The sequence below is a fragment of the Terrihalobacillus insolitus genome (assembly GCF_028416575.1).
Taxonomy (GTDB): Bacteria; Bacillota; Bacilli; order Bacillales; family Amphibacillaceae; genus Terrihalobacillus; species Terrihalobacillus insolitus.
Genome location: NZ_JAMQKB010000022.1, coordinates 1 through 26753, shown reverse-complemented (window position 1 = coordinate 26753; position 26753 = coordinate 1). Strand labels below are relative to the sequence as shown.

At 35.5% G+C, this 26753-nt stretch carries 20 protein-coding genes; 10 read left to right on the top strand and 10 right to left on the bottom strand.

Annotated features, from left to right (window positions below):
• Positions 1-729 precede the first annotated feature (729 nt).
• The 5 genes from NC797_RS15165 to NC797_RS15145 form a co-directional block, all read right to left on the bottom strand.
• Positions 730-1635: a nuclease-related domain-containing protein gene (locus tag NC797_RS15165; protein ID WP_272437660.1), complete on the bottom strand. Its 906-nt coding sequence runs from the start codon at positions 1633-1635 to the stop codon at positions 730-732.
• A 269-nt stretch (positions 1636-1904) separates the two neighbouring features.
• Positions 1905-2903, bottom strand: coding sequence for a 4-hydroxythreonine-4-phosphate dehydrogenase PdxA (gene pdxA, locus NC797_RS15160; RefSeq protein WP_272437659.1), 999 nt, complete (start codon positions 2901-2903; stop codon positions 1905-1907).
• Positions 2866-4200 carry a four-carbon acid sugar kinase family protein gene (locus tag NC797_RS15155; protein WP_272437658.1) on the bottom strand — a complete coding sequence of 445 codons (1335 nt, stop codon included), beginning with the start codon at positions 4198-4200 and terminating at the stop codon, positions 2866-2868. Before NC797_RS15155 ends, pdxA begins: the two co-directional genes overlap by 38 nt.
• An 18-nt stretch (positions 4201-4218) precedes the next feature.
• Positions 4219-5238, bottom strand: a complete 1020-nt coding sequence (locus NC797_RS15150; RefSeq protein WP_272437657.1) for a 2-keto-3-deoxygluconate permease — start codon at positions 5236-5238, stop codon at positions 4219-4221.
• Positions 5239-5427: 189 nt separating this feature from the next.
• Positions 5428-7185 carry a sigma-54-dependent Fis family transcriptional regulator gene (locus NC797_RS15145; protein WP_272437656.1) on the bottom strand — a complete coding sequence of 586 codons (1758 nt, stop codon included), beginning with the start codon at positions 7183-7185 and terminating at the stop codon, positions 5428-5430.
• Between the two features lie 159 nt (positions 7186-7344).
• Between NC797_RS15145 and NC797_RS15140 the strand changes: the two genes are divergently transcribed.
• The 3 genes from NC797_RS15140 to NC797_RS15130 all read left to right on the top strand — a co-directional run bounded on the left by NC797_RS15140 (position 7345) and on the right by NC797_RS15130 (position 10477).
• On the top strand, positions 7345-7641 hold the full coding sequence (locus NC797_RS15140; protein WP_272437655.1) for a 4a-hydroxytetrahydrobiopterin dehydratase: 297 nt from the start codon (positions 7345-7347) through the stop codon (positions 7639-7641).
• Positions 7642-7676: 35 nt separating this feature from the next.
• Positions 7677-8156, top strand: a complete 480-nt coding sequence (rlmH, locus tag NC797_RS15135) for a 23S rRNA (pseudouridine(1915)-N(3))-methyltransferase RlmH (protein ID WP_272437654.1) — start codon at positions 7677-7679, stop codon at positions 8154-8156.
• A 707-nt stretch (positions 8157-8863) separates the two neighbouring features.
• Positions 8864-10477: an IS1634 family transposase gene (locus tag NC797_RS15130; protein ID WP_272437653.1), complete on the top strand. Its 1614-nt coding sequence runs from the start codon at positions 8864-8866 to the stop codon at positions 10475-10477.
• Between the two features lie 168 nt (positions 10478-10645).
• On the opposite strand, the gene NC797_RS15125 is transcribed toward NC797_RS15130, so the two are convergent.
• Genes NC797_RS15125 through NC797_RS15115 form a run of 3 tightly spaced genes read right to left on the bottom strand, consistent with a single transcriptional unit; the run spans position 10646 to position 11810 of the window.
• On the bottom strand, positions 10646-11041 hold the full coding sequence (locus NC797_RS15125) for a hypothetical protein (protein ID WP_272437652.1): 396 nt from the start codon (positions 11039-11041) through the stop codon (positions 10646-10648).
• Between the two features lie 25 nt (positions 11042-11066).
• The gene (locus NC797_RS15120) at positions 11067-11573 is read right to left on the bottom strand and encodes a hypothetical protein (RefSeq protein ID WP_272437651.1); all 507 of its coding nucleotides are present in this window, start codon (positions 11571-11573) and stop codon (positions 11067-11069) included.
• A 33-nt stretch (positions 11574-11606) separates the two neighbouring features.
• Complete coding sequence (locus tag NC797_RS15115) at positions 11607-11810, bottom strand: hypothetical protein (protein WP_272437650.1); 204 nt, start codon at positions 11808-11810, stop codon at positions 11607-11609.
• 256 nt (positions 11811-12066) lie between these two features.
• Between NC797_RS15115 and NC797_RS15110 the strand changes: the two genes are divergently transcribed.
• The 7 genes from NC797_RS15110 (at position 12067) to NC797_RS15080 (ending at position 24771) form a co-directional block, all read left to right on the top strand.
• Positions 12067-12312 carry a TIGR04540 family protein gene (locus NC797_RS15110; protein ID WP_272437649.1) on the top strand — a complete coding sequence of 82 codons (246 nt, stop codon included), beginning with the start codon at positions 12067-12069 and terminating at the stop codon, positions 12310-12312.
• Positions 12313-12500: 188 nt separating this feature from the next.
• Positions 12501-15365: an ATP-dependent helicase gene (locus NC797_RS15105; RefSeq protein WP_272437648.1), complete on the top strand. Its 2865-nt coding sequence runs from the start codon at positions 12501-12503 to the stop codon at positions 15363-15365.
• A gap of 12 nt (positions 15366-15377) precedes the next feature.
• The gene (locus NC797_RS15100; protein WP_272437647.1) at positions 15378-17198 is read left to right on the top strand and encodes a site-specific DNA-methyltransferase; all 1821 of its coding nucleotides are present in this window, start codon (positions 15378-15380) and stop codon (positions 17196-17198) included.
• On the top strand, positions 17191-19812 hold the full coding sequence (locus NC797_RS15095; protein ID WP_272437646.1) for a TnsA endonuclease N-terminal domain-containing protein: 2622 nt from the start codon (positions 17191-17193) through the stop codon (positions 19810-19812). The genes NC797_RS15100 and NC797_RS15095 overlap by 8 nt, the downstream gene beginning before the upstream one ends.
• 579 nt (positions 19813-20391) lie before the next feature.
• Complete coding sequence (locus tag NC797_RS15090; protein ID WP_272437645.1) at positions 20392-21369, top strand: DNA-methyltransferase; 978 nt, start codon at positions 20392-20394, stop codon at positions 21367-21369.
• 19 nt (positions 21370-21388) lie between these two features.
• Positions 21389-23410, top strand: coding sequence for an ATP-binding protein (locus tag NC797_RS15085; protein ID WP_272437644.1), 2022 nt, complete (start codon positions 21389-21391; stop codon positions 23408-23410).
• 2 nt (positions 23411-23412) lie between these two features.
• Complete coding sequence (locus NC797_RS15080; protein WP_272437643.1) at positions 23413-24771, top strand: DNA double-strand break repair nuclease NurA; 1359 nt, start codon at positions 23413-23415, stop codon at positions 24769-24771.
• Between the two features lie 164 nt (positions 24772-24935).
• On the opposite strand, the gene NC797_RS15075 is transcribed toward NC797_RS15080, so the two are convergent.
• Together NC797_RS15075 and NC797_RS15070 are read right to left on the bottom strand one after the other, a co-directional pair.
• Positions 24936-25673 carry a hypothetical protein gene (locus NC797_RS15075; RefSeq protein ID WP_272437642.1) on the bottom strand — a complete coding sequence of 246 codons (738 nt, stop codon included), beginning with the start codon at positions 25671-25673 and terminating at the stop codon, positions 24936-24938.
• Between the two features lie 17 nt (positions 25674-25690).
• Positions 25691-26452: a hypothetical protein gene (locus NC797_RS15070; RefSeq protein WP_272437641.1), complete on the bottom strand. Its 762-nt coding sequence runs from the start codon at positions 26450-26452 to the stop codon at positions 25691-25693.
• Between the last annotated feature and the right edge of the window lie 301 nt (positions 26453-26753).

Sequence of the window (26753 nt, the reverse complement as noted above, 5' to 3'; positions counted from 1 at the left end):
AAAAATCGAGTGAACGTGTCGTGATCGGCTGGATGAGAGCGCGATCGGGTCGAAAAATCGAGTGAACGCGTCGTGATCGGCTGGATGAGAGCGCGAGCGGGTTGAAAAATCGAGTGAATGCGTCGTGATCGGCTGGATGAGAGCGCGATCGGGTCGAAAAATCGAGTGAACGCGTCGTGATCGGCCGAATGAGAGCGCGAGCGGGGCAGAAAATCGAGTGAACGCGTCGTGATCGGCTGGATGAGAGCGCGTTCGGGTTGAAAAATCGAGTGAACGCGTCGTGATCGGCGGGATGAGAGCGCGAGCGGGTCGGAAAACGGAGCGAACGCGTCGTGATCGGCTGGATGAGAGCGCGTTCGGGTCGAAAAATTGAGTGAACGCGTCGTGATCGGCTGGATGAGAGCGCGAGCGGGTCGGAAAACGGAGCGAACGCGTCGTGATCGGCTGGATGAGAGCGCGTTCGGGTCGAAAAATTGAGTGAACGCGTCGTGATCGGCTGGATGAGAGCGCGATCGGGGCAGAAAACCGAGTGAATGCGTCGTGATCGGCTGGATGAGAGCGCGTTCGGGTCAAAAAACGGAGTGAACGCATCGTGATCGACCGGATGAGAGCGCAAGCGGGTTGGAAAACGGATAAAATGCGTTCTCATTCAGTTATATTCAGTAGAAGCCCACACCTAGTTAAAGGCCCCATACCAGTCGTTCAGCTAACTAACTTGTATTTTAATATTTATTCGTATTGAGCCCATTGTTTTATGCCCACTTTTTTAAAGTTCTGCTCTAAAACTCTTCTAATCGTTCTCTTAGATTCAATGATTTTGCACCACTCATGTATTCCGTTTGTGGTAATAGGTTTGTTAGAAAATAAAAGCTTGTATTCTTTTACACTACGTAATAGGGCTGTGTCAACCATTTCCTTGTGCCCACAATCCTTGCAAACACAATACCTACCATCGAGGGTGAGATTAAATGTGTTGCAGCTTAGACAAGTTATTCCTTTTGTTAGTTGATCATAATCGTATGAGGGTAATAGTTGATAGGGTGATTGTTGCATGTGCAGTGCAATTAGTTTATCTGCTAACGCTTTGTGCTTTCCGTGTAATTTAGAAGATGAGGAACTAAGTTTGTTTAAATAACTATTGATTTGAGTTGGGAAGATAAAAGGTCTGTTAAGTGGTGATTGATACAAGGTAAATTCGGGGTTAATGAAAACAACAGAACCTTTAACGGAGAAATTAAATCCAAGACTCTGTATTAATTGACGTAGTAAAGATTCACTTCTATTTAACTGATTGAGAGGGTTGCTAACTTCAATTTTTTCATTCTTATACAACTTGTCCGATTCGTAAATAAAATCTCCCTCGAAATTCTTTACTTCATAAAATTGAATCGTTCCTGACATAATTACTAGAGAGTCGATTTGAAATGTAGTATTTTTCAATTTAAGTAGTAAATCATTTAATATGAGACAATCAAACTGTTGCTTCTCTAGCAAAGCATCAAATACTTTCTCTCCTTCATACCCCTTTCTAAGATTATGATAATACTGCTTATCCTTATCGCTTAAATGCATTCGGGTATCTAAGGATTCTAAAACTAATAACTCTAACGATTTCGTGCGTGATTTGTAAGGCATCGCACACTTCCTTTCCTAATAGAAATTGTTAAAAAGAGGTAGGGAATAACGAGAGGATAACTTTATTATAAGTAAACCGATTAGAAAAGGGAAGTCTGAATTAAGCGTAAACAAGAGCACCAATAATATAATGGCCAAAATATCCAGGTTTTGTCGTAGCAAAAAAAATTTTGCTGCAGGATTCAGAAAGGCTAAATCATTCAAAATAAGATGGATGAAAAATGAGGTAGTGCACTCCGCTACCTCAAATTCCTAACCCATTCTTAACCTCATTTTTTTGGTGCTAGTTCAATAGCTTGTCGAATTGCCTCCAATAAACTTTGTTCATCGGCAATTCCTGTTCCTGCGATGTCAAAAGCAGTTCCGTGATCTACACTGGTGCGGATAATCGGAAGACCGACTGTAATATTCACGCCAGCTTCCAGTCCCAGTACTTTTATTGGGCCATGACCTTGATCGTGATACATAGCGACTACCATATCAAAATCACCACGAACAGCTCGGAAGAATAGAGTGTCGGCAGGAAGGGGACCTTGTACATCTATCCCTTCTTCCTGTGCCTTCATCACACCAGGTACAACCTTCTCTTCCTCTTCTCCATACCCAAATAATCCGTTTTCCCCTGCATGGGGGTTGATTCCGCAAACTGCAATTCTCGGATTAGTAATTCCTGCTCTTGTTAACGTTTGATGTGCCAGTCGAATAACATGATAGACTCGTTCAGGATTAATCATGCGAATCGCGTCTAGTAATCCTACGTGTGTCGTGACATGAATTACCTTTAATTTTGGTGAAGAAAGCATCATAGAAAAGTCTTTCGTTCCAGTAAGCTCCGCCAAAATTTCTGTATGCCCTGGATAAATATGACCGGCTTTATGGAGGGCTTCTTTGTTTAAAGGAGCCGTACAAATCGCATCAATTTTATGCTCATTTGCCAAATCAATCGCTGTTTTCAGGAATTGAAACGATCCATTACCAGCCTCAGCTGACACTTCACCAAATGGTAAATCTGCTGAGATAATATCTAAGTCAAGGCATTTTATTTCAGTTGAAGTAGTAGTATGAAAAGAATCCTTATCAGTTATTCGTGTAATCTGGCTATCGACTTGTAAAAGTTTAGCAGCGCGTTTCAATCGTTTCGCATCACCAATGACAATTGGGTGGGCATGCTTATAGACCTCTTTATGCTGTAAGCTTTTTACGATAATCTCTGGTCCAACCCCTGCTGCATCACCCATGGTTATACCGATAATCGGTTTCTTGTTCATTTGCTCGCACTCCTTTCAGTTCTAGCATCGCTGTATACAAAGAATCTTCTTCACCAAAGGCTCCGGCTTTTGTAACAACATACATGTCATCATACGTTCCAAGTAAACGTCCTAAAGGTATTCCTGGTTCTATTTCTTTTATTAAATGAAAACCGACTGCACTGAGTACACGCGTTACATCTTTACCAGTATCTCCACCAGTTAAAATCAATCCATCCACCTTTCGATTCCCTTCTACAATACTTTTTGAAATCATACTAAGTGCAATCGATATTTGTTTTCCAATTTGATAGGCTGTTAAGTTAAGAGACTTTCCCTTTTCCATGACTTGCTCTCTTTGTTCTTCCGTAGATGGTACATACAAAACGACGTCTTTTCCATTATTTAGAGCCATATAACTTTGCTTTATATATTGGCGTTGATAGTGATCCCAGTTATTCTCAAAAATTTTGACTGTATCTACTTCAACAGGTACTACCTCATCTTGATTGGCTAAAAAAGCAACCTGTTGCTGGGTCATTTCTGACAGGCTGCCACAGACGGTTAAAACCTGTTGGCAGGAAAAACGGTTCGTTGGCGTACTCTTTTTATCGTTCGAATGAATGATTTCGGGGAGTACCTCAGCAAGACCAGCAGATCCAGACCAAACCACTTGATCAGTAAAAGCACGAATCTGGTGAACAATAGTGGATAAATCTTGAATCGTTTCTGCATCACAAACTAAATAGTGTATCCCTTTCTTTTTAAACCCCGAAAGTGTTTTTTCCCACTTTCTAGCATCATCACGTAAATTAGCAGTTTGAATCAGTCCAATTTCTTTTCCTGTTTGTTCAAACAACAATTTTGGTATAGAAGATTCTTTCACAGGATGCTTAGGATCACGCGAAATTTCTGTATCAGAAATTTTGGTTCCTTTTAAGTAATGAATGCCATTTTTTGTAGTGCGTCCATAAGGAGGGAAAGCCGGAGCAACTACAAGAAACTCCGGCTCACATACTTCTCTTATCGCCTCTAGTTCAGCACCTAAGTGCCCACGTAAGGTGGAATCTATTTTTTTATAAATGTGTGAATAGCCAGCCTTTTTAAGAAAGGTTGCAGCTTTTTTTGTGACATCATATGCATCCTGACGGTTTAAAGAGCGTGAGTCTGTGTCGATTACGATTCCTTCACTCAAATGATCCTCTGTACTAGGAATATCAAATAGTACAGATGTTTGGATGCCTTTTTCTGTAAGTTGAACGCCACTATCATTTGCACCTGTTAAGTCGTCGGCAATAATTCCGATAACACGCTCCATTCTATTTCCCTCACTTCCCTATGATGCGTTTGTTGCCGCTTGTTCAGATAGCTTTTCTTTTGTTGTATAGTCGTCAGGTAGTTTGACTCCTTTTTTCTCTAACCGTTTTACTAGGAAACCGATATAAATTGGAAGCAATATAGCAGTTGTTACGGTTGAAGCTGCAACTTGTACGGTTGCGATTTCTGCAATACCTGCAAAGCTTGCGTTTGCTGCAGCAATGGCAGCAGGTGTTGCAACAGCATTACCAGCAGTGGATCCCTCTGAAGCCCCAACAATTGGATTCCATTTAAATGCCTTGAATACGAAATACCCTGCAGTACCTGTAAAAAATACGGTTGCAATACCAAGAAAAATTCCAGATATTCCACCTTCAATGATTTTACCGAAGTCTATCCCCATACCTAGCGCAAACGCAAAGAATGGAATTAACATGGAGCTTCCCTTATCTAAGAAATCACGCATTTGACTATCTAAGTTACCCAAAACCATTCCAACTAGGATAGGTAATAGAACAGCGATAAACGATTGCAGAGAAAACATTCCGTCTACAAATCCCATTGCTCCAAATATGGATAATGCAACCATTGTAAAGAATGGTCCGTCGTTTAGTGCTAATAGAGAATATGCAGCACGATCATCTTTGTTTCCATATTGTCCTACAATGGCAATATATAACCCGCCATTACTATTTGTCATTGCTGCAACAATGGCGATTGGAGCTAGGCCTATCCATAAACCATTTGAACCAGCTAAAATGTATGCCAATAGCCCAAAAAAGGCACCAACAACCCATTTAGTAGTTAAAAGCGTTGCTCCCTTACCTAAGCTGACTCCAAATGTACGAAGATTAATCTGAGCACCTGTACATAATAAGAACAAAGCAATAAGTGTTCCAGCACCATCAACAAACAATGCCTGTGTAAAGTTCCCGATTCTTAGTAGATCAGGAGCAACAGTGTTTAATACTGCAGCAAGTAATAACGGTACAACCATCATCCCACCAGGAATTCGATCTAATGTTGCTTTGATTTGCATTTTAATTCCTCCCCATTTTAACATAAGTGTTTTAAAATGAAACAATATAAGTACTATGAAGCGCTTTCAATATAAATTTAACATATGATTGTGCAATTAAGCAACAATTATTTTTTGATTTTATCATTTTATTCCCAATCGAAATAATAAATAAATAGAATTGATTCATTTTGCAACAAAAAGCACAAGCTATTTATTAAGCTTGCGCCATAATGTGGATCGATTGATTCCTAAACGTTCCGCCGCTTTTGATTGGTTATTCCCTTCTTGATCCAACACTTTTTGAATGATCAATTGTTCCATATCCTCTAATGTCCCATGCAACGGAATAACAGGCTCTTCCTTCTTTACATCATCATCCCTTTGATACTCCGATAGTAACCTTTCCACTTCGGTTACCTCAATAAAGATACCTTGTGAATGAAACGTTAATTCACCGATCGCTTGCCTTAATTGATTAATATTACCCGGCCAATCATAAGTTTTTAGCTTTTCTAAAGCGTCTGATCTTATGCCGACCGTTTCCTTTCCAAAAGTAGTGTGTAGCTCTGTGATAAAAGATTGCACTAAAGCGTCTATATCTCCCTTTCTATTCTTTAAAGGTGGAATACGAATGGTCAGCTCTGCCAATTGATAGTATAGATCGTGAGAAAACTGTTTCTTTTCTATTTGATCCCCCATTCTTATTTCAGATATAGAAATAATAGATGCTTTAGTTGGAATTCTTTTAATAGTAGTTAGTAAATGCTGTTGTAACGTTGGACGTATTAAATGAATGTTTTTTAATACAAGTGTAAAGGTTGTTTCCTGCAGGGTACTTGATTCTAAAAGGTTATCCAGATCGTGCTCCGTTACTTGATCACAGTTTGCGATGACCATAGGAGAATTTGAACCATACCGTTCTGCATGAATCGTTTCAGTTAGTGTTTCTTTGCCTGTACCTGGCTCTCCAATTATAAGCACTGGTCGATTTGAAGTAGTAAGACTATGAATGGACTTTTTTGTGCTTTGGACAAACTCACTAGACCCAACTAATGGAGTGTGTGGAATGTTTGTTTTAACGAAGATGGCCTCTTCACTATTGCTGCCAAAGTGAGATCTTTGGAAAACAAGCACTGCACAGTTATCTGTGTCGCCTACAAGAAACCCATGGACGGTAATGATCTTATTGCCTATTTTTGTCGTAATCGAATCAGAAACACCCTCTTGCAAAATTCGTTTAAGCAATCCCGAAATACTAGTATCTTGAAGTAGTGGATCAACTTCAATTTCACGCTTAAACCGATCGTTGCACTCCTGTATCTTATAATCATGATTGATTAGGGCAATGGGATACGGTAGTTGATGGAGCGTCTGTAAAAGAAGGTTGGATTCCTTACGTATAGAGGAAAACAAAGCATAGATTCGTTTTGCTTCTTCAAAAGCTTCCATAATAGACTCTTTACCAGAAGTAATTAAAATACCTTGCATTCCAATTTGCTCTGCGGCTTGTACGGTAACTACGTCTCCAATAATAACCGAATATCCTTCACTTTTTAGCTGTAGTAAATGTTCTTTTACTTCACTTCCACTATTAATTGATATGGTTTTTATGTGTAAGTCTAAAATACTACACAACGTAGCTGCACCTTGACAAATATTAGGGAAGCCAACAAGAGCTGCTTTATCCTCCATCCCTTTAATAAGTGTTAACACCCTTATCATGTCATACCCTGTCACATCAATATGGACAACGGGTATCGATATATGTTGTTGTATTAACGAAGCTGTTCCGCCACGACTTATGATGACATCATAGCCCAATTCTTCTGATCTTTTCGCGATTTCAAGTCCCTTTTCAAGATCACCTACTTCAATATCAATATCTAAATCCGACTGTTCAAGACGATATTTTTTCATAAGTTCTACCATGCCAGGATACGGAGCAATAACTAAAGTTTTAATCATACGGCGTCCCTCTCTTTTGTAGACTTCTACCACAATTGTTTCACATTGCAACAGTAATGGCAAGCTGTTGCTATAACTTTCATTTATTAATGACAAGTTAAAAGGTACAATAGAGAAAAGAAAGAATCGGATCAATAAAAAGGAAAGGATGAGAGGAAGGTGGAGCGTTTAACTGAAGAACAAATTGAGCAGGCGTTGCAAAAGCTGTCCGATTGGAAACGAGTCGATAAAAAGTGGATTCAGCGAAAATATCGCTTTAAAAACTATCTTGCGGGAGTTAAATTTGTCCATGACATTGCTAACTACTCCGAGAACATCCAGCATCACCCGTTTATATCAATTGACTACAAAGTAGTTACGGTAAAGCTATCCTCGTGGCAAGCAAAGGGATTAACAGACCTAGATATAAAGATGGCAGCAAATTTTGATGAGGTATATGAGAACGAAGAAAAATAATGTTACCACAGGGTAAGGTATAGAAAGGAAGGCCAATGAAGATAACGATTATTGCAGTTGGGAAATTAAAAGAGAAATATTTGAAACAAGGAATTCAGGAATATATAAAACGGTTAGGTGCGTATGCTAAGGTTGATATCATAGAGATTCCAGACGAAAAGGCGCCAGAAAACATGAGCGAAGCGGAAATGAAGGAAGTGAAACGAAAGGAAGGAGAGCGCATCCTATCCAAAATTTCGACAGATGACTACATTATTTCCCTGGAAATAATGGGCCACATGCTCTCATCCGAACAATTCGCGACAAAAATTGACCAGCTAGCTACATATGGGAAAAGTAAGGTCACTTTTGTTATTGGTGGATCTCTCGGATTAAGTGAGGAAGTAAGGAGGCGGAGTGACTTTGCTTTGTCTTTTTCTAAGATGACGTTGCCACATCAATTGATGCGGTTGGTTTTGTTGGAGCAGGTGTATCGGGCGTTTCGGATTATGAGGGGGGAACCGTACCATAAATAAGGGTAAACTATTAAGGGACTCAAGCATGTCCCTTTTATATTTACCGTATGAAATGGAGCTTTTTGACCAGATATCTAGCTGCTGTTCAAGGTCTGGATAAATCATCTCAAGTAGCTCGTAGCTATCAGGCATAGCATCAATGGTAAAATCAAAGAATAGGTTAATTTTCGTAATATGACGTCCCAATCCACGAGGTGCATCCAATGATACTTGTATATCCTTTATGATGGAGCGGAGTAATATCTTTTGTTCCTCTGGTGCAGCTTGTGAAAGTAGCTGTTTAAAGTCTCCTAATAATTGTTGAACTGAATCATATTCAATTGGTGTTGTATCAGCTTCAGTTAGTTCTGTATTTAATGCTTCCAATCGTTTTTCTAGTTGCTGTTTTTGTTCCTGTGAAGCGAATAACTTTGGTTTAACAATTTCCTGCGGAAGTTCCTCGTCTAATAAGGCGTTCATCAGTTTGTCTATGTGATTTGTTACCTTGTTAAGCTTTCTTTTGAGAAGTTTCATTTCCTCTTGAATGGGCTCCGTTGAATGACTTCTTTGCTTGTTAGTTTCTTCAATGATTTCCTTAAGTCCTGGATTCCCGTCATTACATAACGATGAATCAAGTAAAAACATGAAAACACCGGGTTTTATGCCCTTTTTTTATTGTTTCTAAACTCGTTATGTGTTACAATATACATAACGAGGAGGCGACAAAGATGGCTACCATCGTTTATCAGAAAGATAAGCGTTCAGGGATCACCTACGCGTATGAGTCCATTTCTTACTGGGACAAGGACAAGCAACAATCCCGATCCAAGAGGACCTTAATCGGACGGGTGGACAGTAAAACCGGGGAAATTGTTCCGACAGACGGTAGGGGGCGTAAAAAGAAAGAGGGCGGACAAGCCGTGACAAAGAGAGGTCCTGATCCCTCTGTACAAACCGCACGTTATTTTTACGGAGCCACGTATCTGCTGGATGAGATCGGTTCGCATACCGGCATTGCAGAAGACCTGAAAGCGTGTTTTCCCGGCACGTACCGGCAGATACTATCCATTGCATACTATCTAATCTTAGAGGACAGTGCTCCTCTTTATCGTTTTGAAAAATGGAATCACTTACATAAACACCCTTACGGTGAAAACATCACGTCCCAGCGAAGCAGCGATCTGTTCGCATCCATCACCGAAGATGCAAAATATAAGTTCTTCCGGTTGCAGGGAAAACGGCGGACGGAAGAGGAGTTTTGGGCCTATGATATCACCACCATATCCAGCCAGTCTGAACTTCTGAGGCAGGTGCAATACGGCTGGAATAAAGAAAACGATCCCCTGCCTCAGCTAAACCTGGCGCTGGTCTTCGGTGAAACGTCCAATCTGCCGTTTTATTACCGCAAATTGGCTGATAATATCCCTGATTCCAAAACCGTCGGAAACCTACTTGCCGATTTGGATGTTCTTGGTTTCTCCAAGGTGAAGCTGGTCATGGACAGGGGCTTCTACAGTAAAGAAAATATCAACGCATTATTGAAAGACCACGTAAAGTTCCTGATTGCCGTCAAAGTGTCGCTTGTTTTCATCCGGAAAGAACTGGATGCTATCTATGACGGTTTTCGATCATTTGAATACTACAGTGAGAAATACGAGTTATATGGACGCACGGTTCGGACGAAGTGGGATTATACGCAACACCGGCCTTATAAAGGGGACACCCTGACGCAGTCCAAGCGTATGTACATTCACTTTTATTACAATATTGACAGAGCCGCGGAGGATGAAAAAGCGTTTGACCGCAAGTTAATCACCCTGCGGCAGGAATTGGAATCAGGGAAAAGACAACCAGAACATGACAAGCTGTATCAAAAGTACTTTGAGACAAAAACCACACCAAAACGAGGGACAAAAGTTACCGTCAACGCAGAAGCTGTCAACAAGGCCAAACGCTATTTTGGATTCTTTGCACTGATGACCAATGAAACCATGGACGCCATCACTGCGTTGGAGCTTTATCGCAATAAAGATGTCGTTGAAAAAGCGTTCGGGAATCTGAAAGAACGACTGAACATGCGCCGAACACTGGTGTCATCAGAAAAGAGCCTCGACGGGAAGATTTTCGTGGAGTTTATCGCGCTTATCTACCTTTCTTATATCAAAAAGCAAATGCAGGACACGGATTTATTTAAAAATTATACGTTACAGGGCGTGCTGGATCAACTGGATGTTATTGAATGCTTTGAATCGCCCGGGAAAAAACTGCGCATTGGCGAACTTCTCAGCAAACAAAAGGAAATTTATGAAAGCTTGGGTGTTATCCCGCCTACCTCGTTATGAGTATGCGGGAATCCAGGTTAAGTAGCGTTTTGTTTTCCTTTGTGGAAAGTCTTCAATATCCTGTGTGAAAATTCCACTTAAACGTGTTGCAGATAAAATGGCATCAATTAGCGCTCTTTTCTTAGCCATTTTCAATACAGTGTTGACGATTGTATAGGGATCTTGTTGCTAAAACGATGATTCTTTACTGTTGCATGATCCTAAGCCTTCAGATTCAACAAGCCCGTTATCCTTGCGTATAAGTGTCATCTTCACTTCATATGCAAATATACCTGTTTCCCACTGCTCGATGCGGTTTATGACCTCTGCTACTTTAGAGAAGCCGAATACGTCGCATAACTTTTCAGCACCTGGTTTTAGTAATGTTGGTTTTGAAAATCCATCTACTAAACCATAATCAACACCTTTTACCATCACATCTTCAACAAACGTTTGCAATTCCTCTATACGTCGTCTCGATTCATTAGTCGATACAACAATATTAGGCAGTGAAACCACTTCAGATTCACCATTGTTGGAAAATGGTACGATATTGTTCTTAGGTGAATGTTTACCTGTTTCCATATGATTTTCACCTCCTTTCAATGGGTTAGGATTTATCCTTGATTGCATCAGCTAGTTTGGATAATCCTTTTGATGTTTTCTTAACAAGATATTTTCCTGCTTTATGATTAAGCTGATTTCCCTTACTGAATGCTTTTGTTGATATATTAATTGTCTTCGTTACCAAACTGTGTGCTGAGTGATTAAATTTTTCTAAGCTGTTTGAAACGTTTAACAATACTTCATCACCGCTAGTCTCCAAAGATTCAGCAGCATTGTTAAGTAAACGGGAGACTCGTTCCTTAGTAGGCATTTGGCCGATAAGCTCATCTTCATGCAATGATTCAATTTCCTTTATTGCATCTTGGATCTTACTTCTACTTACCAATAGATGAGACAGCCTTACATAGTCGTTGCATTCAATTGAATCTACTATCTCGTTTGTAATTCTTTCATTTTCATTTAATAAAGATTGGTAGATTGTTTTAATCTCTGGAATAGAAACTCCTTTCCCATTAATCAATTCGTGATCCAGGCATAAGTACTTCTGCATAATAAAATTCCTCCTAAATTCTTTGGATACCTATCATTGGTTGAAGTAATGATAGCCTTTGAGAGTTAGCTTCAGTAGCAATCCATCTGACTTACTCTTCATAGTCAGAATGATTCCTTCATCCTCAAGTTTCAGTAGATTAACCTTGTGAATGTCATATTTCACTAGAAACTTTACTGGAATCCATTTGTTCAGTTTTTTCGCCTCTATTAGGGCCTTTGCTAATGAGTTGTTCATCTTTAGTCCTCCTTTCGTAATACGCTCCTCTCACCGCGCAAGTCGTCTCTGTAATGCAAAAAGCCGTTATCTATCCAAATGGATAAACAACGGCTATATAAAGGGGTGGGGCACGAAACGGGAAGGTACACCCTTTCATATAAAACATGGAGGCGACAGAAATTTTTACATATTTTTTCATTTCTGTTGTGTTACTATTGGACTATCTATAAAATAAAAATAAAGTATAAAAAAAGTAAGAGTGGGTGACTTCAACGTGGAAGTTAAACTTTTTCAAAAAACACAAAGAGATTTAGCTGCATATATTAATCTAGTCATTGATAAGTACTGGGATGATTTTATAAGTGAACAAGAAATGGTAGATTTGATCCAAAAACTATACATAAATAATGAAGATAAATTCAAAAGAAACGGAAAGTATACAACGGTACTTCGTCAACAATGTGGAAAAAGAAGATTGAATGTAGTGAGCAAAGTGCTAGATACAAATGCCGATATATAGGTGTGTATTTTAGGTTTAAGGAGATGTAAGAAATTCAAAAAGTACTAAATAATAAAAGCTTGGGGATGATAGGCGATTCATTAAAAGAAAACATTCGTGCAAATTCTAAATTTCATATATACAAAGATCTACCTTTAAATCATAAAGAGAATTTTTTATTCTATTAACCTGTAATCGGAGGGAACGGAATGCCAAAGTTAAATATAAATCAGTTAAAAGCTGTCCAAACTACCGAAGGGCCCGTTTTGATTATTGCGGGGCCAGGGTCAGGGAAAACATATACTCTTGTTGAGCGCATTTATTATTTAATTACGAAAAAAAGGGTAGAAGCAGAAAATATATTAGTGGCTACTTTTACTGAAAAAGCAGCAAATGAGCTGATGACTCGTGTTTCTAATCGCCTCCATGAAGCAAACATATCTTTTAATCTAAATGAAATGTACCTAGGAACAATACACTCAATTTGTTTACGCATTTTAGAAGAAAATAGAGAATACACCAGGCTTAAGAAAAATTTTATGTTAATGGATCAATTTGACCAGCAGTATTTTCTGTACCAAAAGTTAAACGATTATTTACAAATTCCAAATGTTGAAATATTAGTGGGAGAGAGAACTTCTAGATGGAAAAAGGCCGAGAATTTACTTAAATGGATTAATAAAGTAAGTGAAGAAATGTTAGATATTGAAGAGTTAAAAAAGTCAACAGAAATTCAAGTACAAGCATTAGGCTATTGCTATGATCGATATCAACAACAATTGGAAGAGGAAAATGCTCTTGATTTTTCTACGATTCAATTAGAGGCCTATAAATTACTAAAAGAATATCCTCAAATTACATCTCAACTTAGTGAAGAATTGCATTACTTAATGATTGATGAATATCAAGACACCAATACTATCCAGGAAGAAATTATCTTTTTATTAGCAGGGGAAAAGCAAAATATTTGTGTTGTTGGTGATGATGACCAAGGTCTTTATCGTTTTAGAGGTGCTACAATTAGAAATATCCTAGAGTTTCCTAATAAATTTCCAAATGAAGTATGTACACAGGTTGAATTGTCAACTAACTACCGTTCTCATCCGAATATTATTCAGTTTTATAATCAATGGATGGAACAACAAAATTGGAACTATAAAGGTAAGAGCTTTAGATATGATAAGAAAATAGTACCGAATGAGGATAACTATCCTAATAGTAGTGCCGTATTAAAAGTATCTGGTGCCGATGTATTAGATAGTTGGTATGAAGAAATATATCAATTTTTAATGTCATTGAAAGAAAAAGGGAAGCTCACAGATTGGAACCAAGTAGCTTTTCTATTTAAGTCTGTAAAAAATTCAAAGGTTACAGGATTGGCTAACTATTTAGAAGAAAAAAATATTCCAGTCTATTCGCCGAGGTCAAATATGTATTTTGATAGAGAAGAAGTACGGTTACTAATAGGCGCAATCATTTTCTTATTTCCGCAATTTCCTGAAGTAAGAAAATGGAATAAAAATGCGCATTTAGACGAATGGGAAATGTATGATCAGTGTTTTTTAGAATTTACAAATGAACTTAGGAAGCCTGAGAATGAAAAGTTATTAAAGTGGGCAAGAAAAAAATCAAAACACCATTATAGTTTAAGTGAAAATACTGATTACGCATTCGCTGGATTGTTTTATCAGTTACTACAATTTGATTTATTTAACCGATATTTGGAACAAGGAACTGAAGGAGTTAGAGACAGTCGTCCAGCAAGAAACCTCTCATTATTTTCCCAGTTGTTAACTAAATTTGAATATTTGCATCGTGTTTCAGTGTTTACGCCTGGAAAAGTAAATAAAATATTAAGGACATTTTTTAATCAATATCTTCGCTTTTTAATCAACGGTGGAATTAATGAATATGAAGATGATTCAGGGTATGCACCGAGTGGTTGTATATCATTTTTAACAATTCATCAGTCAAAAGGGTTAGAATTTCCTATTGTAATAGTTGGGTCACTTGAATCATCACCTAGAAAACAATATTCAGATCTAGATGAAGTATTGCAAGAGGACTTTTATCGAAAAGAACCATTTGAACCATTGAGTAGGACAAAATATTATGACTTTTGGAGACTTTACTATACTGCTTTTTCCCGGGCACAGAATTTATTAGTGTTGAGTTGTCTAGAAAGCAAGGCGAGTGGACAAGGGACTAGAAATGTTCCATCTAAAAGTTTTATTGAATCCTATAAGCCATTAAAAAGTTGGAGAGAAGTTACGGATATATATGATTTAGAACTTGAGGATGTTAAAGATGTCAACATCAAAAAAGAATATTCATTTACTTCACATATTAATATTTTTGAAACATGTGCTATTCAATATAAATTTTATAAAGATCTAGAATTTGCTCCGGTAAGACAGGGGGCAACATTGTTTGGAACTCTTGTACACCAAACTATTGAGGATATTCATAAAGCCGCTTTGAAAGGCGAGGAGGAAAAAGTCACAAGTGAAAATGTTGAGAACTGGTTTGAATCTAATTACAAAAATTTAATAAGAAAAGAAAGAGTTTATCTTGCTCCACAAACACAAATTGCTGCCTTAAAACAAGTAAAGAAGTATGTAGATAGACAAAATAATAATTGGTCTCACATAAAGGACGCGGAAGTAGATGTATCTTTAGTGAAAGACGATTATGTGTTAAAAGGGACTATTGATTTAGTTCAAGGTGAAGATGGATCAGTAGATATAATTGACTTTAAATCGGAAAAAAAACCTGATTTAGTGAAGGAACAAGAAAGACTTTATCATTATAAACGGCAACTTGAAGTTTATGCTCATTTAGTAGAAGAACGAACAGGACAAAAAGTGAATAATATGCATTTATATTATACAGGTGAAGATAATAGTAACCCTTATGTAACATTTAATAAAGATACAAAGTCAATAGATAAAACAATTAATAAGTTTGATAAAATTGTAGAGCGTATTGAAGAGAAAGATTACTGGATAGCAGAACGTCCAATAAAACATTGTCGTAACTGTGATATGCGATTTTATTGTGATCAGAAATTATAGGAGTGATAATTAATGAGTGAATTTAACTTAAATCAAGAAGAAACAAATATTGAAAAGTATGAATTTGAACCAATTAAAGGATATCCAATGCTGAATTGGAAAGGGAAGCGACCATTTCGTTCAACACAATACTACCCTGCTCAATTAAAAGAGACACATGGGGAAACTGTAGATGGTTGGCTTAATAAAATATTTTGGGGAGATAATTTACAGGTAATGAGTCACTTGCTAAAGGAGTATAGAGGCATAATAGATCTAATTTATATAGACCCACCTTTTGATTCAAATGCTGATTATAAGAAGAAAATAAAACTAAAAGGAAAGGCTTTACATAATGATTTGAATAGCTTTGAAGAAGTTCAATACTCGGATTTGTGGTCTAATGATGAATATTTGCAATTTATGTATGAACGACTAATTTTAATGAGAGAATTATTATCAGATAGAGGAACAATTTATTTACATTGTGATTATAGGAAGTTACACCATTTAAAATGTATTATGGATGAAATATTCGGCTCATCGAATTATAGAAGTGAAATTATTTGGAAAAAAGATGCAGTAGGTAAAGGAGCCAAGAAGAAAGCAAAATACTGGCCGCGTACTTACGATGTTATAATTGCGTATTCTAAAACAGATAATCCTATATTTCATATACAAGATGGTGAGTTAACAGAAAAACAATTAAAGGAATTTAGATATGAAGATCCAGATGGAAGAAAATTTAAAAGAACAACATTAGGGGATTACTCCGAAAACTCTATTAAAGAAATGGAAAGAACCGGACATATTTATATTTCTTCTACTGGGAAAAAATATAAAAAATATTACCTTGATGAATACAGTATTCCTATGGATTCAATTTGGACAGATATACCTGGATTTGGGGTGGCTACAAGTTCAAAAGAGTTAACTAAGTACCCTACACAAAAACCTGAACAAATTTTAGAGCGAATAATAAAATCATCATCTAATGAAGATAGTATTGTATTCGATTGTTTTATGGGATCGGGCACTACTCAGTCAGTGGCATTAAAGACTGGGAGAAAATTTGTTGGAACGGATATAAACTTAGCTGCCGTACAAACAACCACAAAACGACTGATAAAAAATTATAATGAGAGTGATCAAGAATTACCAGGCTTTGAAGTTTACAATGTAAATCACTACGAGATATTTCGTAATCCTGCCCAAGCTAAGGAAATTTTAAAGGAAGCTTTGGAAGTACAAACGCTTGTTAATAATTCCATATATGATGGTGAAAAAGATGGACGTATGGTAAAAGTTATGCCGGTCAATAGAATAGCTACTAAAGCTGATTTAAATGAATTAATTACTAACTTTGATTATAAAATGTTTGAACAACGCCAAGCTGAAAATCCAACTCAGCCAGTAGAAAAACTGTTAATTGTTTGTATGGGCCACGAACCAGACCTTGCTGCTGCACTTGAGCAAGAGGTAGGGTATAAATTAGATGTTGAAATTGTTGATTTATTAAGGGACAAATCTAATTTAGAGTTTAGGCGTGATTCTGAGGCTGATATTATAATTGAGAATGGTCGTTTAATAATTAATAACTTCTATCCTATGAACCTACTTCAAAAACTGAGTCTTATGAAAGATAACGTAGAAGATTGGAAGGAATTAGTTGAATCAGTTATGATCGATTGGAATTACGATGGTGCTGTTTTAGAACCAAGTGTAGTTGATATACCTGGAAATGAGGAGACAGTAAATGGAATATATGAGGTTCCGAAAGATGCAGGTACGATTAGGGTTAAGATTACTGATTTATTATCAGAGTCATTAGAGGTGAGTGTTAAAAATGGCTAAGAAAAATGAGTTTGCATTAGATTTTGCTTTCTTTAATTATTTACGGCAATTTTATGATCAAAATAAAGGTACTATACGTAGGAATTATAGAAGTTTATCAAGGAAGTTCCTAGATTTTAATGATTCAAGTAATCCCGATTCATTTTTAAGAGTACCCCAATTTGAAGCATTAGAGATGTATATTTTTCTAAAGGAGTATTTGGATAACAGGAAGGTTTATCAAATATTTGAAGATTGGTACCATAAGCAAAATGGATTTAAAAAAAGAGATGATTTTGGATTAGGAAAAGGCGAACAGATGGTTCTATTTGGTATTGATCATGAGCAATATAAACAGGTTTTCTCCAGAATGAAAAAATATGCAGAAGATTTTGCTCAAGAATACCCAAATTATATATTTTCTTTAACTATGGGTACAGGCAAAACAATTTTAATGGCTACATGTATCTTTTATGAATTTTTACTTGCAAATAAGTTTCCAAAGGACAAAAAGTATTGTCATAACGCCTTAGTCTTTGCACCAGATAAAACAGTTTTGCAGTCACTAAAAGAGATTCAAACCTTTGATAGGAGTAAGGTAGTTCCACCTGAGTATTTAAATTGGCTAAATACGCACTTAAAGATTCATTTTCTTGAAGATACAGGAACTACTTTAAATACTATAGATAGATCGAAGTTTAATATTATCATTTCTAATACTCAAAAAATAATATTAAAGAGGCAACACAAAGAAAAAAGTGGAGTTGAAAAGTTATTTAGCACGCCCTCTTATAGCCAAGATAGCGTTTATGACCAAAATGCAGATCTTTATGGTTTCGATCAGCCTGAGGATGAAGGAGAGTTAATAGAAAATCAGCGATTCTTAAAATTAACTCGACTTGAACAGTTGGGCATTTACGTAGATGAAGCACATCATTCATTTGGAAATGCACTCGCAAAGGATATGGGATTGAAGAAAGCAAAAACTAGCTTAAGGCTCACCATAAACGAAATATCAAAGTCTTTGGAAGAGTCTGGGACAAGTGTTGTAGGTTGTTATAATTACACAGGAACACCGTACGCTGGAAAAGAAATCTTTCCAGAGGTTGTTTATGCTTATGGACTGAAAGCAGCAATTGATAATCAATATTTGAAAGAAGTAACAGTGAATGGATATTCTAATACGAAATCAATAGAGTTCTTGCGGATTGTAATTAAAGATTTTTGGGATAAATATGGAGAAAATAGACGTGAAGGCTTATTGCCTAAAATAGCGATTTTCGGTTCAAAAATAGAAGAAATACAAAACGAATTGAAACCTGCTGTCGAACAAATTTTACAAGAGTTAAATATTACAAATGATAAAATACTTGTCAACGTTGGTGATTCTAAATTAACCACTAATGATGACATAAGGGAATTCAATCGATTGGATAGTCCAAATTCTGAAAAACAGTTTGTCCTACTTGTTAATAAAGGAAGGGAAGGCTGGAATTGTCGTTCTTTATTTGGAGTAGCGTTATATAGAAAACCAAGATCAAAGATTTTTGTACTACAAGCAACGATGAGATGTTTGAGAGCAATAGGTAATATTCAAGAGAGGGCTAATGTATACCTTTCTGATGAGAACATGAGTATATTACAAGATGAACTACAGCAAAACTTTAGACTAAATATTGATGATTTAAAAAATAAAAGTGAAAATAAGCGCTATAAGGTAAAATTAAATCCACCACCTGTTAAGATGAAAGTGAATAAAAAGAAAAAATTGCATATGTTGAAGGAAAAACAAATAACAGACGAGATTGATTTTGAATTCGATAAAGTTGATTTGGATAGGTACAGGTTAGTACAAACTGTACAGGAAGGCTTAATTAAAAGTAACAGTATGAATTGGAATAAAGAGTATGACTTAACTAATGAAAGAGATACTAGACAATTTAGTCAATTGATGCTCGTAGCTGAAATCGCTCGATACTTAAACAATTCATGTATCGAAATTGAAAAAATATTGAGGAATTCCAAACAGAGTTTTAATGAAATCCTAGATTATGTAAATAAATACAATGAGTTATTGTATGATTGGATTATTCCTCGTTTATTTAATGAAATGTATGATATTGAAAGTTACGATAAAATAGAAGAACAAGAGATTAATCTAGTTAAGGAGCCAGAACAAGGATACTATGAAATGTCTGCAAACCCTAATCTAGTCGTAGATGTAAACGATGATTACTTTAGTAATTGGTTAGATAAATCTTTTCATTTAGATACTTATTGCTTTGACTCGAAACCAGAGAAAAATTTCTTTAAAGATATAATTGCTAGTGATAGAATTGAAAAAATATATTTTACTGGAATGCTCACACATGGCCAATCTGAATTTTTTATCCAGTATATAGATCCTGAATCCAATACTGTAAGAAGCTATTACCCAGATTTCTTAGTAAAAAAACGAAATGGTAGATGGCTTATTATTGAAGTTAAGGGCGATAACAAGATTGAGGATCCGATTGTACAAGCGAAAGAAAAGGCCGCTAAGGAGACGGCATCTGCAAGTGAGATGAATTATTCAATCATCGCTGGAAGTGAGGTTATGAAGGGTAATTCAACTTCAGTATTGGATAATGGATAGGAGATAGGAAACTATAACTTATTGTCCACTCATTAATTAATTAGTAACTAGCACTGTTTCAATAAGTTAATTGGAAAAATTGGGGAGAGTAGGAATTTGGTTGTTTGACAAGGAGTGTCTGCAAGTATGATAAGAGAGCCAAGGTACCAGATTTCACAAGGCGTCGAAGGGAATCAATATAGAGCTTTAGGTAACGCTATTCCGTCAGTTTTAATGTGGCACATAGCCAAGAATTGCATGTGCACTTGAAAATATAAATAAAGATAGACTTATTTATGAGGTAGCAGGTACTTTATAGTATTCGTATGAATATAGCCTTAATATTAGATTTCCAACTGCTTTATAGTTTTCTAATGTTAAGGCTTTTCATATTAAAAATATAGTATAAAAGTGTAGAAAAATTACAATTTCTCTTTAAATTTTCAATATTATTCCGATTTTATTTGCAAATAAATGGTAAAAAACAATACATAGACCAATGAATGAATTAAACAAAATAAAATTAATAAACGCAATTGAATTTGAAGTGTTATACTTAAGAATTAAGGAGTACAGAACGTTTTACAAGGAGAATAGAAAATGACAAACTTGTTTTATGAAACATCACTAGGAAAGTACTATTTAGATAGAGCGGAAGATTTTATTAACTCAGAAGAAGGAGCGAAATTCCACGGAAGAGTACAACTTCTAATAACTTCACCACCATTTCCTCTTAACAAAAAGAAAAAATATGGAAATCTAAAAGGGGAAGAATATAGAGCGTGGTTTAGTAATTTATCAGAGGCTTTTAGTAAATTGTTAACAGATGATGGTTCCATTGTAATCGAAATGGGAAATTCATGGGAAGCGGAAAGACCAGTATATTCCACACTTCATTTAGAATCACTTCTTGGGTTTTTAAAAAATCAAAAGGCCAATCTTAATCTGTGCCAAGAATTTATATGCTATAACCCTTCACGATTGCCTAGTCCAGCCCAGTGGGTGACAGTAAATAGATTTAGAACCATAGACAGTTATACTCATGTATGGTGGATGTCAAAGAGTGATACTCCAAAAGCAGATAATAGTAAAGTCCTTCGTCCATATAGTGCAAGTATGAAAAGGTTACTTAAAAAACAAAAATATAATTCTGGAAAGAGACCCTCCGAACATGATATTGGAGAAACGAGCTTCCTAAAAGATAATGGTGGAAGTATTATGCCTAATGTATTAGAAATAGAGCAGATTGATGAAACAAGGGAGAGAAGGGTGCCGGGGAATATTTTTAGTATTTCTAATACAAATTCATCCGACTTTTTTTTGAAGGCTTGTAGAGAAAGGGGGATTACACCCCATCCAGCTAGAATGCCATTGGAACTCGTTCAATTTTTTGTTGAATTCTTAACAGACAAAGGGGATTTGGTTTTTGACCCATTTGCAGGAAGTAACACAACTGGCTTTATTGCGGAGAAGCTAGAAAGGAATTGGGTAGCTACAGAGGTCATGAAAGATTATGGAGAACAGTCTATGGTAAGGTTTGAGGATCCTAATTTAGATACTACATTATCAAAAAAGTAATATTTCGAGGGGGATAAATTTGAAATTAACTGAACGAATAAAAAGTGAGGCTCAGATTGATTTGTTTTTGGAAGGGAAACGTAAAGAAGATTTCGTTGGACGTCCTTTTTATATAGACTACGATAAAGCATTTATTTTGATTAGTGATTCTAAAAAATATCGTGTGGGTGGTGTTCCACAAGGTTCATTTCTCTTAGCATATTATGATAATGAAGATGGTGTATCGGAAACTTTATTGCTCCGTGCCATTCAAACTACAAAACTACCTACTGATAATGAAATAGTTAGTTCTATGATTGAATATTATAAGGATAATATTAATACAAGTGGTAGCGGTAGCGAACTTGATGACTTTACTAGATATGAATTTAGTTTTTCTGGGCTAGAGTGTAGAATTTTAGGGAGTTTCTATAAAGGAAGCAGTGGAAAAGTGTTATTTGGTGCAGACGTAGAAAACTTCTATAGTGCTCACAATTATAGCGTGTTTAAGCCGAAGGGAAAGGCATTGGATTTTATAGTTAATGGGAATGAGGAAGGTATAATAAACGAAGAAATATATAAAAAGATTGGGCAGGTTAGGTATAGTTCTACTAAAAGGTTTCAGGAGAATGATGAAGAAGTCCCTGTATCAATATTACCTACAGACTTTCTAGGTAAACGAACAGCTTTATTCGGTATGACAAGAACAGGTAAATCTAATACTGTGAAAAAAGTAATACAACAAACAGTAGAGATGAGTAATTTAGCAAATCATACCCTTGAGGAGATTACTCAAAAGCAATATCGAAACGAAGTTGGTGCAAAGTTTGTCCTCAATAATTTTAATAATGATGGGACTACAAAGTATCCTGTAGGTCAAATTATCTTTGATATTAATGGTGAATATGCTAATGCAAATCTTCAAGACGAAGGCACAGCTATATTTGAACTTTTTGAAAAAGATGTTATTCGTTATAGTGTAGTTGAAAAAGAAGAGCCGGGCTTTAAAGTTATGAAAGTTAATTTTTACGAACAACTAACAGCTGGATTTAATCTAATCGAAAATCATTTTAGAAATACAGGAGAAAGCTCTGACTATGTAAATGCATTCCGGGTAGTGAGTTTAGAAAAGCCTGAAGATCATGATCGTAGTGCGAAAACGAGATACGATAGAAAGAAAGCAGCTTACTTATGTTGTTTAAAAAAGGCTGGTTTCCCAACAAATACATTCAAGGTGAAATTTAGCGGATTTAAAGAACTTAATGATGAAATAGGAATTGACCCTTCTAAAGGAATTTCACTTGAAGATGCTTCAAACTGGTTCGAACAACTTTGGGATAAATATAAGGAATTAAAACATACATCTGAATATCCCAAAAAGAATAAAGGTAAAGAGTGGGCGGATGAGGAATTAAAAGCTTTATTAACATTCTTAACAATGAAGAAGCAACCTGGTGCTAACCCAACTGTAAGTGGATATAAGAAACTTACTCCTTTGATTAGATTACACACAAAATCTAATAACAACCCGTTTGAGGAAGATATTTTAGAGCATTTAAGAATTGGAAAAATTGTTATTGTGGATTTGTCTCAGGGGGATCCTGATATACAAGCGCTTTATTCTGAGCAAATATGTAAGAGGATATTTGAAGATGCGATGTCTAGATTTATTGGTACTAAACCCAATAACTTTGTTCAATTTTATTTTGAAGAAGCACATAATCTATTCCCTAAAAAAGATGATAAGGATTTAAGTCAGATATATAACAGAATTGCTAAAGAAGGTGCTAAATTAAATTTAGGTTTAATTTATGCAACACAAGAAGTCAGTTCCATTAGTTCGAATATATTAAAAAATACTCAAAACTGGTTTATAGCACATTTAAATAATGAGGATGAGACAAAGGAATTAAGAAAATACTATGATTTTGCAGACTTTACTTCTAGCTTAATAAAATTTAGTTCTTCTAACGATAAAGGTTTTGTCAGAATGAAGACATATTCAAATTCATTTGTAGTACCAGTACAAATTGATAAGTTTTCTGCCCAGGAGGATGCATAATAATGGCCTATATATCAAAAAGAGGGAGGCGGCCAATTGAGAAAGCAAGTAAATCTTCGCACTCCTATGTAATTAAAGACAGTGACGTACAGTACTTCTTAAGTAATTGCGATTTACCAAAAACAACTGAAGAAATAGATGCAAACCATTTTAATACCTTTGAAATAAACCAATATGATTCTAATGAGATTCAGAGAGTAATTGCATTTGATGGAAGTTATAGAGAAATTTCAGTTAGAAACGACTTCCCCTCATCTAAAATTGCTTTTTTTCAACTGGGAGCATCTTTTTTTAAAATAAGTGATTTAGATGAAATTCATGAATTACCATTTATAGATGAAGAAGACATGGAATCCTTACGGCAAATAGAGAGATTAAAGTTTGTAATACCAGTTAAAGGAATTTCCTTAGATGGAGAAACGTCACTTACTAAATCCGTTAGAAAAACATTATACGATGTTTTTATGAATAAACCTGATGAAAGTAACTTTTTTATCGATACGTTAAAGTGGTTTGTTTATAAGGAATATAAAGGAAAGGAAAGAAGTGAGGCTGACCTTACTTATCAGCTAGGGAGTTGCCCAAATATAAACTGTGAAAAACGAGCCATAAACCTAAGCTGCAATGAAATGACTTCAGATGGTATATTCTATTGTCCTGAATGTAAAGGTGAAATTTATTTAACAGATGTCTTTAGACTACATGAAGCTATTGATGAAGAGCTTGGTGCAGGTGGTATCTTAGGGTACTTGGTTACTCTTATGGAACAGATTTTTATTATTCATATAATAAAATTAATGCTACAGACGAAATCATCTTTGTTGAGCGAAACTATGTTTATAAAAGACGGCCCTTTAGCATTTTTTGGGCAAACAGCTAATATGCATAAATTAATGAGAGAAATGATAAACTACCTTATAGATAAGAGAAATTTGTTCTTAATTGGGTTAGAAAAATCAGGTTCGTTTGTAGAACATGCAGATAAGATAAAGAATAAATTAAAAAAAGGAGAGGCCTTACTCCTAGATAATAATTATATTTATAAGTATATATTGCCAGGTAAGGCTGATCCCGAGAATCCGTATGCTTCGACATCCTATTATAGTGGAAAAGTAATCTATAAAGATAATAATGAGCGAATTTACGTTGCAACTCTTCCAACTAAAGACGCTAAAGTTATATTAAACCCGAAGAAAGAAGATTACAGGAATATAGATATAATATTAACAAATATTGAAAAATTGAAGTGTGATATGTATGATGATGCTTTATTACCAGTAGCTTTAGTAAATAAATTGATATCTTTAGCTGACCATCCTAGTTCAACAATATTAGAGAAATTTGCGAAGTCAAATATATAAATTCTATTTTTGAGGGAATCTTAGCATCCTTAGTTTTGAAACTGGTACCTTTAACAAAGTTATCTAAGGTTTATCATTTTATTCGAGAGCACTTTACATTTAAAAAGTATCGTAAATTAATTTGGAGGGAGGGTTTCTAGTACTCTCCCTCTTGATTAGTTTTATTATTCAAGGTGATTCTTTGCTAAGTTAAATATAGTAGTTGCAACTTCAAGAAGGTGTCTTTCGGTGGGAATATCCTTGTATACAACCAAATTTCCCTCTTTTGTTAGTAGAACCTTTAAGACCTCATTTTCATCATCCATTAAATTAGGAATATCTAATCTTAATGCGGAGATTATCCCTTCACTTTCCTCATAAGTGTTCCAGTAATAACTTTCTGTCACTGTACCTCCGCCTAAATAAGCTACTTCAACATCTGCAATTTGAAGTCCTCTCCACCAACCACCACGAATTCTACCTAAAGCACCATCTTGTATTTCTTCTTTCAGGGAACTTAAATTTATTGTTAACTTTTCTGTTTTAAAAATATTTCCTTCACCATGGTTATATGTACCATCTGTCAAGCGTTTTATTCCATGTTCTATAATTGCTTTTTTAGCATCAGTAAAAAGTAAAAAATCATCCTGTGTTTTAAAAATGTTAAAAGATTCTTCTCTAGATACGGCAATTAACTCATGCTCACTTCCATCTTCTATAATTCCTTTTCCTTCAAATGAGTTACCAATTGGATGAAGAACTTGGTATTTATTTATAGTTTCCTCTGTATATTCACTTAATCCAAGCTCCCTTATTTCGGATGTAAACATTAATCGGGTCTCGGCTGTACCGGTAGTGTTTGTTCTTACTGGAAACTCTTGTGGGAAACTTATTAATCTTTGCATAATAATTGATTGTGGCATGAAAATATACTCCTTAATTAATTAATTAATTCTAATGAAAACTTAATTCCCTTTATCAGATGAATTTTTTGTTTAGTAACAATAGTGACTTCATTATGGTTGGCAGCAATATTAATGTTTGCGTGATTTATTTTAATGTTAAAGCTTTCTACCTCTGTAGTTTTGAGTTCCTTAATGAAATGTTTAATCATAAAACCATCTATATTAGTGTTCTTTGAAAGTTTAAGAATATATTTGTTCTGGTTCAGTCCTAATTGTTCAATACCCTCATAGACGTTTATTAAGAAATCGTTTAATACTGCTTCACCGTTTCTGTATTTTAACCTACCATTTGCTGTTAGGGTAAGTGACTGTTCACCAAAGTTATCCGATTGATCTATAGACATATAAATTTTATAAGGGTGAATATAAAACTTCACACCACTAATTCTATCTAGTGATGGTTCGATAAGCTCATTTTTTTTACCACTAAAACCTTCCTTTAACAAGATATCATATATAATATCTTGAATGATAAGATAATCCTTGTTAATATTTTGTATTTTTGACTTATTTTCAATGTTAAATACAGATCTAAATTGCATATCAAATGTTGATAGGTTCAGAATGTTAATGGCTTTTCTAAACAAAATCCTTATTTTTCGTACATTTACGAATAACGTATTGAAGGCAGTATAAATTATTGGTAAGGCAATTAAAACTGCGATAATGCTGAAACCAAACCTTGTGAAAGTTGCAATTATAGCTGCTACGGCGCTTAAAAATAACAACCACCACATAAAACCACCTCCTCATTTATTTTCCAAGCTAATTATTTTCATTATTAAACAATTTTATAACCTTATTATGAAGGATTTCAGAAAAAAAATCTAATAAAATTTCAAGCCTTGACTCCTAGTTTTTTACTAATACCGAGTTGAAGTTTTTATTCTATCTCTAAGAGCATGTAAGGGTTGGTATGTCAACACTAAACTGAACAATTTTTTAAAGGAACATAAACTTGTTTATAGCTCTCTAAGTTTTAGCACTTTGTTTGAAGCTAGCGCGTGCAACTTGTCACTTGACTTTGAGCCTCTGCGG

Coding starts and splice junctions, on each gene's coding strand:
- NC797_RS15165 (WP_272437660.1), bottom strand. CDS start 1,635: ATGCCTTACAAATCACGCACGAAATCGTTAGAGTTATTAGTTTTAGAA.
- pdxA (WP_272437659.1), bottom strand. CDS start 2,903: ATGAACAAGAAACCGATTATCGGTATAACCATGGGTGATGCAGCAGGG.
- NC797_RS15155 (WP_272437658.1), bottom strand. CDS start 4,200: ATGGAGCGTGTTATCGGAATTATTGCCGACGACTTAACAGGTGCAAAT.
- NC797_RS15150 (WP_272437657.1), bottom strand. CDS start 5,238: ATGCAAATCAAAGCAACATTAGATCGAATTCCTGGTGGGATGATGGTT.
- NC797_RS15145 (WP_272437656.1), bottom strand. CDS start 7,185: ATGATTAAAACTTTAGTTATTGCTCCGTATCCTGGCATGGTAGAACTT.
- rlmH (WP_272437654.1), top strand. CDS start 7,677: ATGAAGATAACGATTATTGCAGTTGGGAAATTAAAAGAGAAATATTTG.
- NC797_RS15130 (WP_272437653.1), top strand. CDS start 8,864: ATGGCTACCATCGTTTATCAGAAAGATAAGCGTTCAGGGATCACCTAC.
- NC797_RS15125 (WP_272437652.1), bottom strand. CDS start 11,041: ATGGAAACAGGTAAACATTCACCTAAGAACAATATCGTACCATTTTCC.
- NC797_RS15120 (WP_272437651.1), bottom strand. CDS start 11,573: ATGCAGAAGTACTTATGCCTGGATCACGAATTGATTAATGGGAAAGGA.
- NC797_RS15115 (WP_272437650.1), bottom strand. CDS start 11,810: ATGAACAACTCATTAGCAAAGGCCCTAATAGAGGCGAAAAAACTGAAC.
- NC797_RS15105 (WP_272437648.1), top strand. CDS start 12,501: ATGCCAAAGTTAAATATAAATCAGTTAAAAGCTGTCCAAACTACCGAA.
- NC797_RS15100 (WP_272437647.1), top strand. CDS start 15,378: ATGAGTGAATTTAACTTAAATCAAGAAGAAACAAATATTGAAAAGTAT.
- NC797_RS15095 (WP_272437646.1), top strand. CDS start 17,191: ATGGCTAAGAAAAATGAGTTTGCATTAGATTTTGCTTTCTTTAATTAT.
- NC797_RS15090 (WP_272437645.1), top strand. CDS start 20,392: ATGACAAACTTGTTTTATGAAACATCACTAGGAAAGTACTATTTAGAT.
- NC797_RS15080 (WP_272437643.1), top strand. CDS start 23,413: ATGGCCTATATATCAAAAAGAGGGAGGCGGCCAATTGAGAAAGCAAGT.
- NC797_RS15075 (WP_272437642.1), bottom strand. CDS start 25,673: ATGCCACAATCAATTATTATGCAAAGATTAATAAGTTTCCCACAAGAG.
- NC797_RS15070 (WP_272437641.1), bottom strand. CDS start 26,452: ATGTGGTGGTTGTTATTTTTAAGCGCCGTAGCAGCTATAATTGCAACT.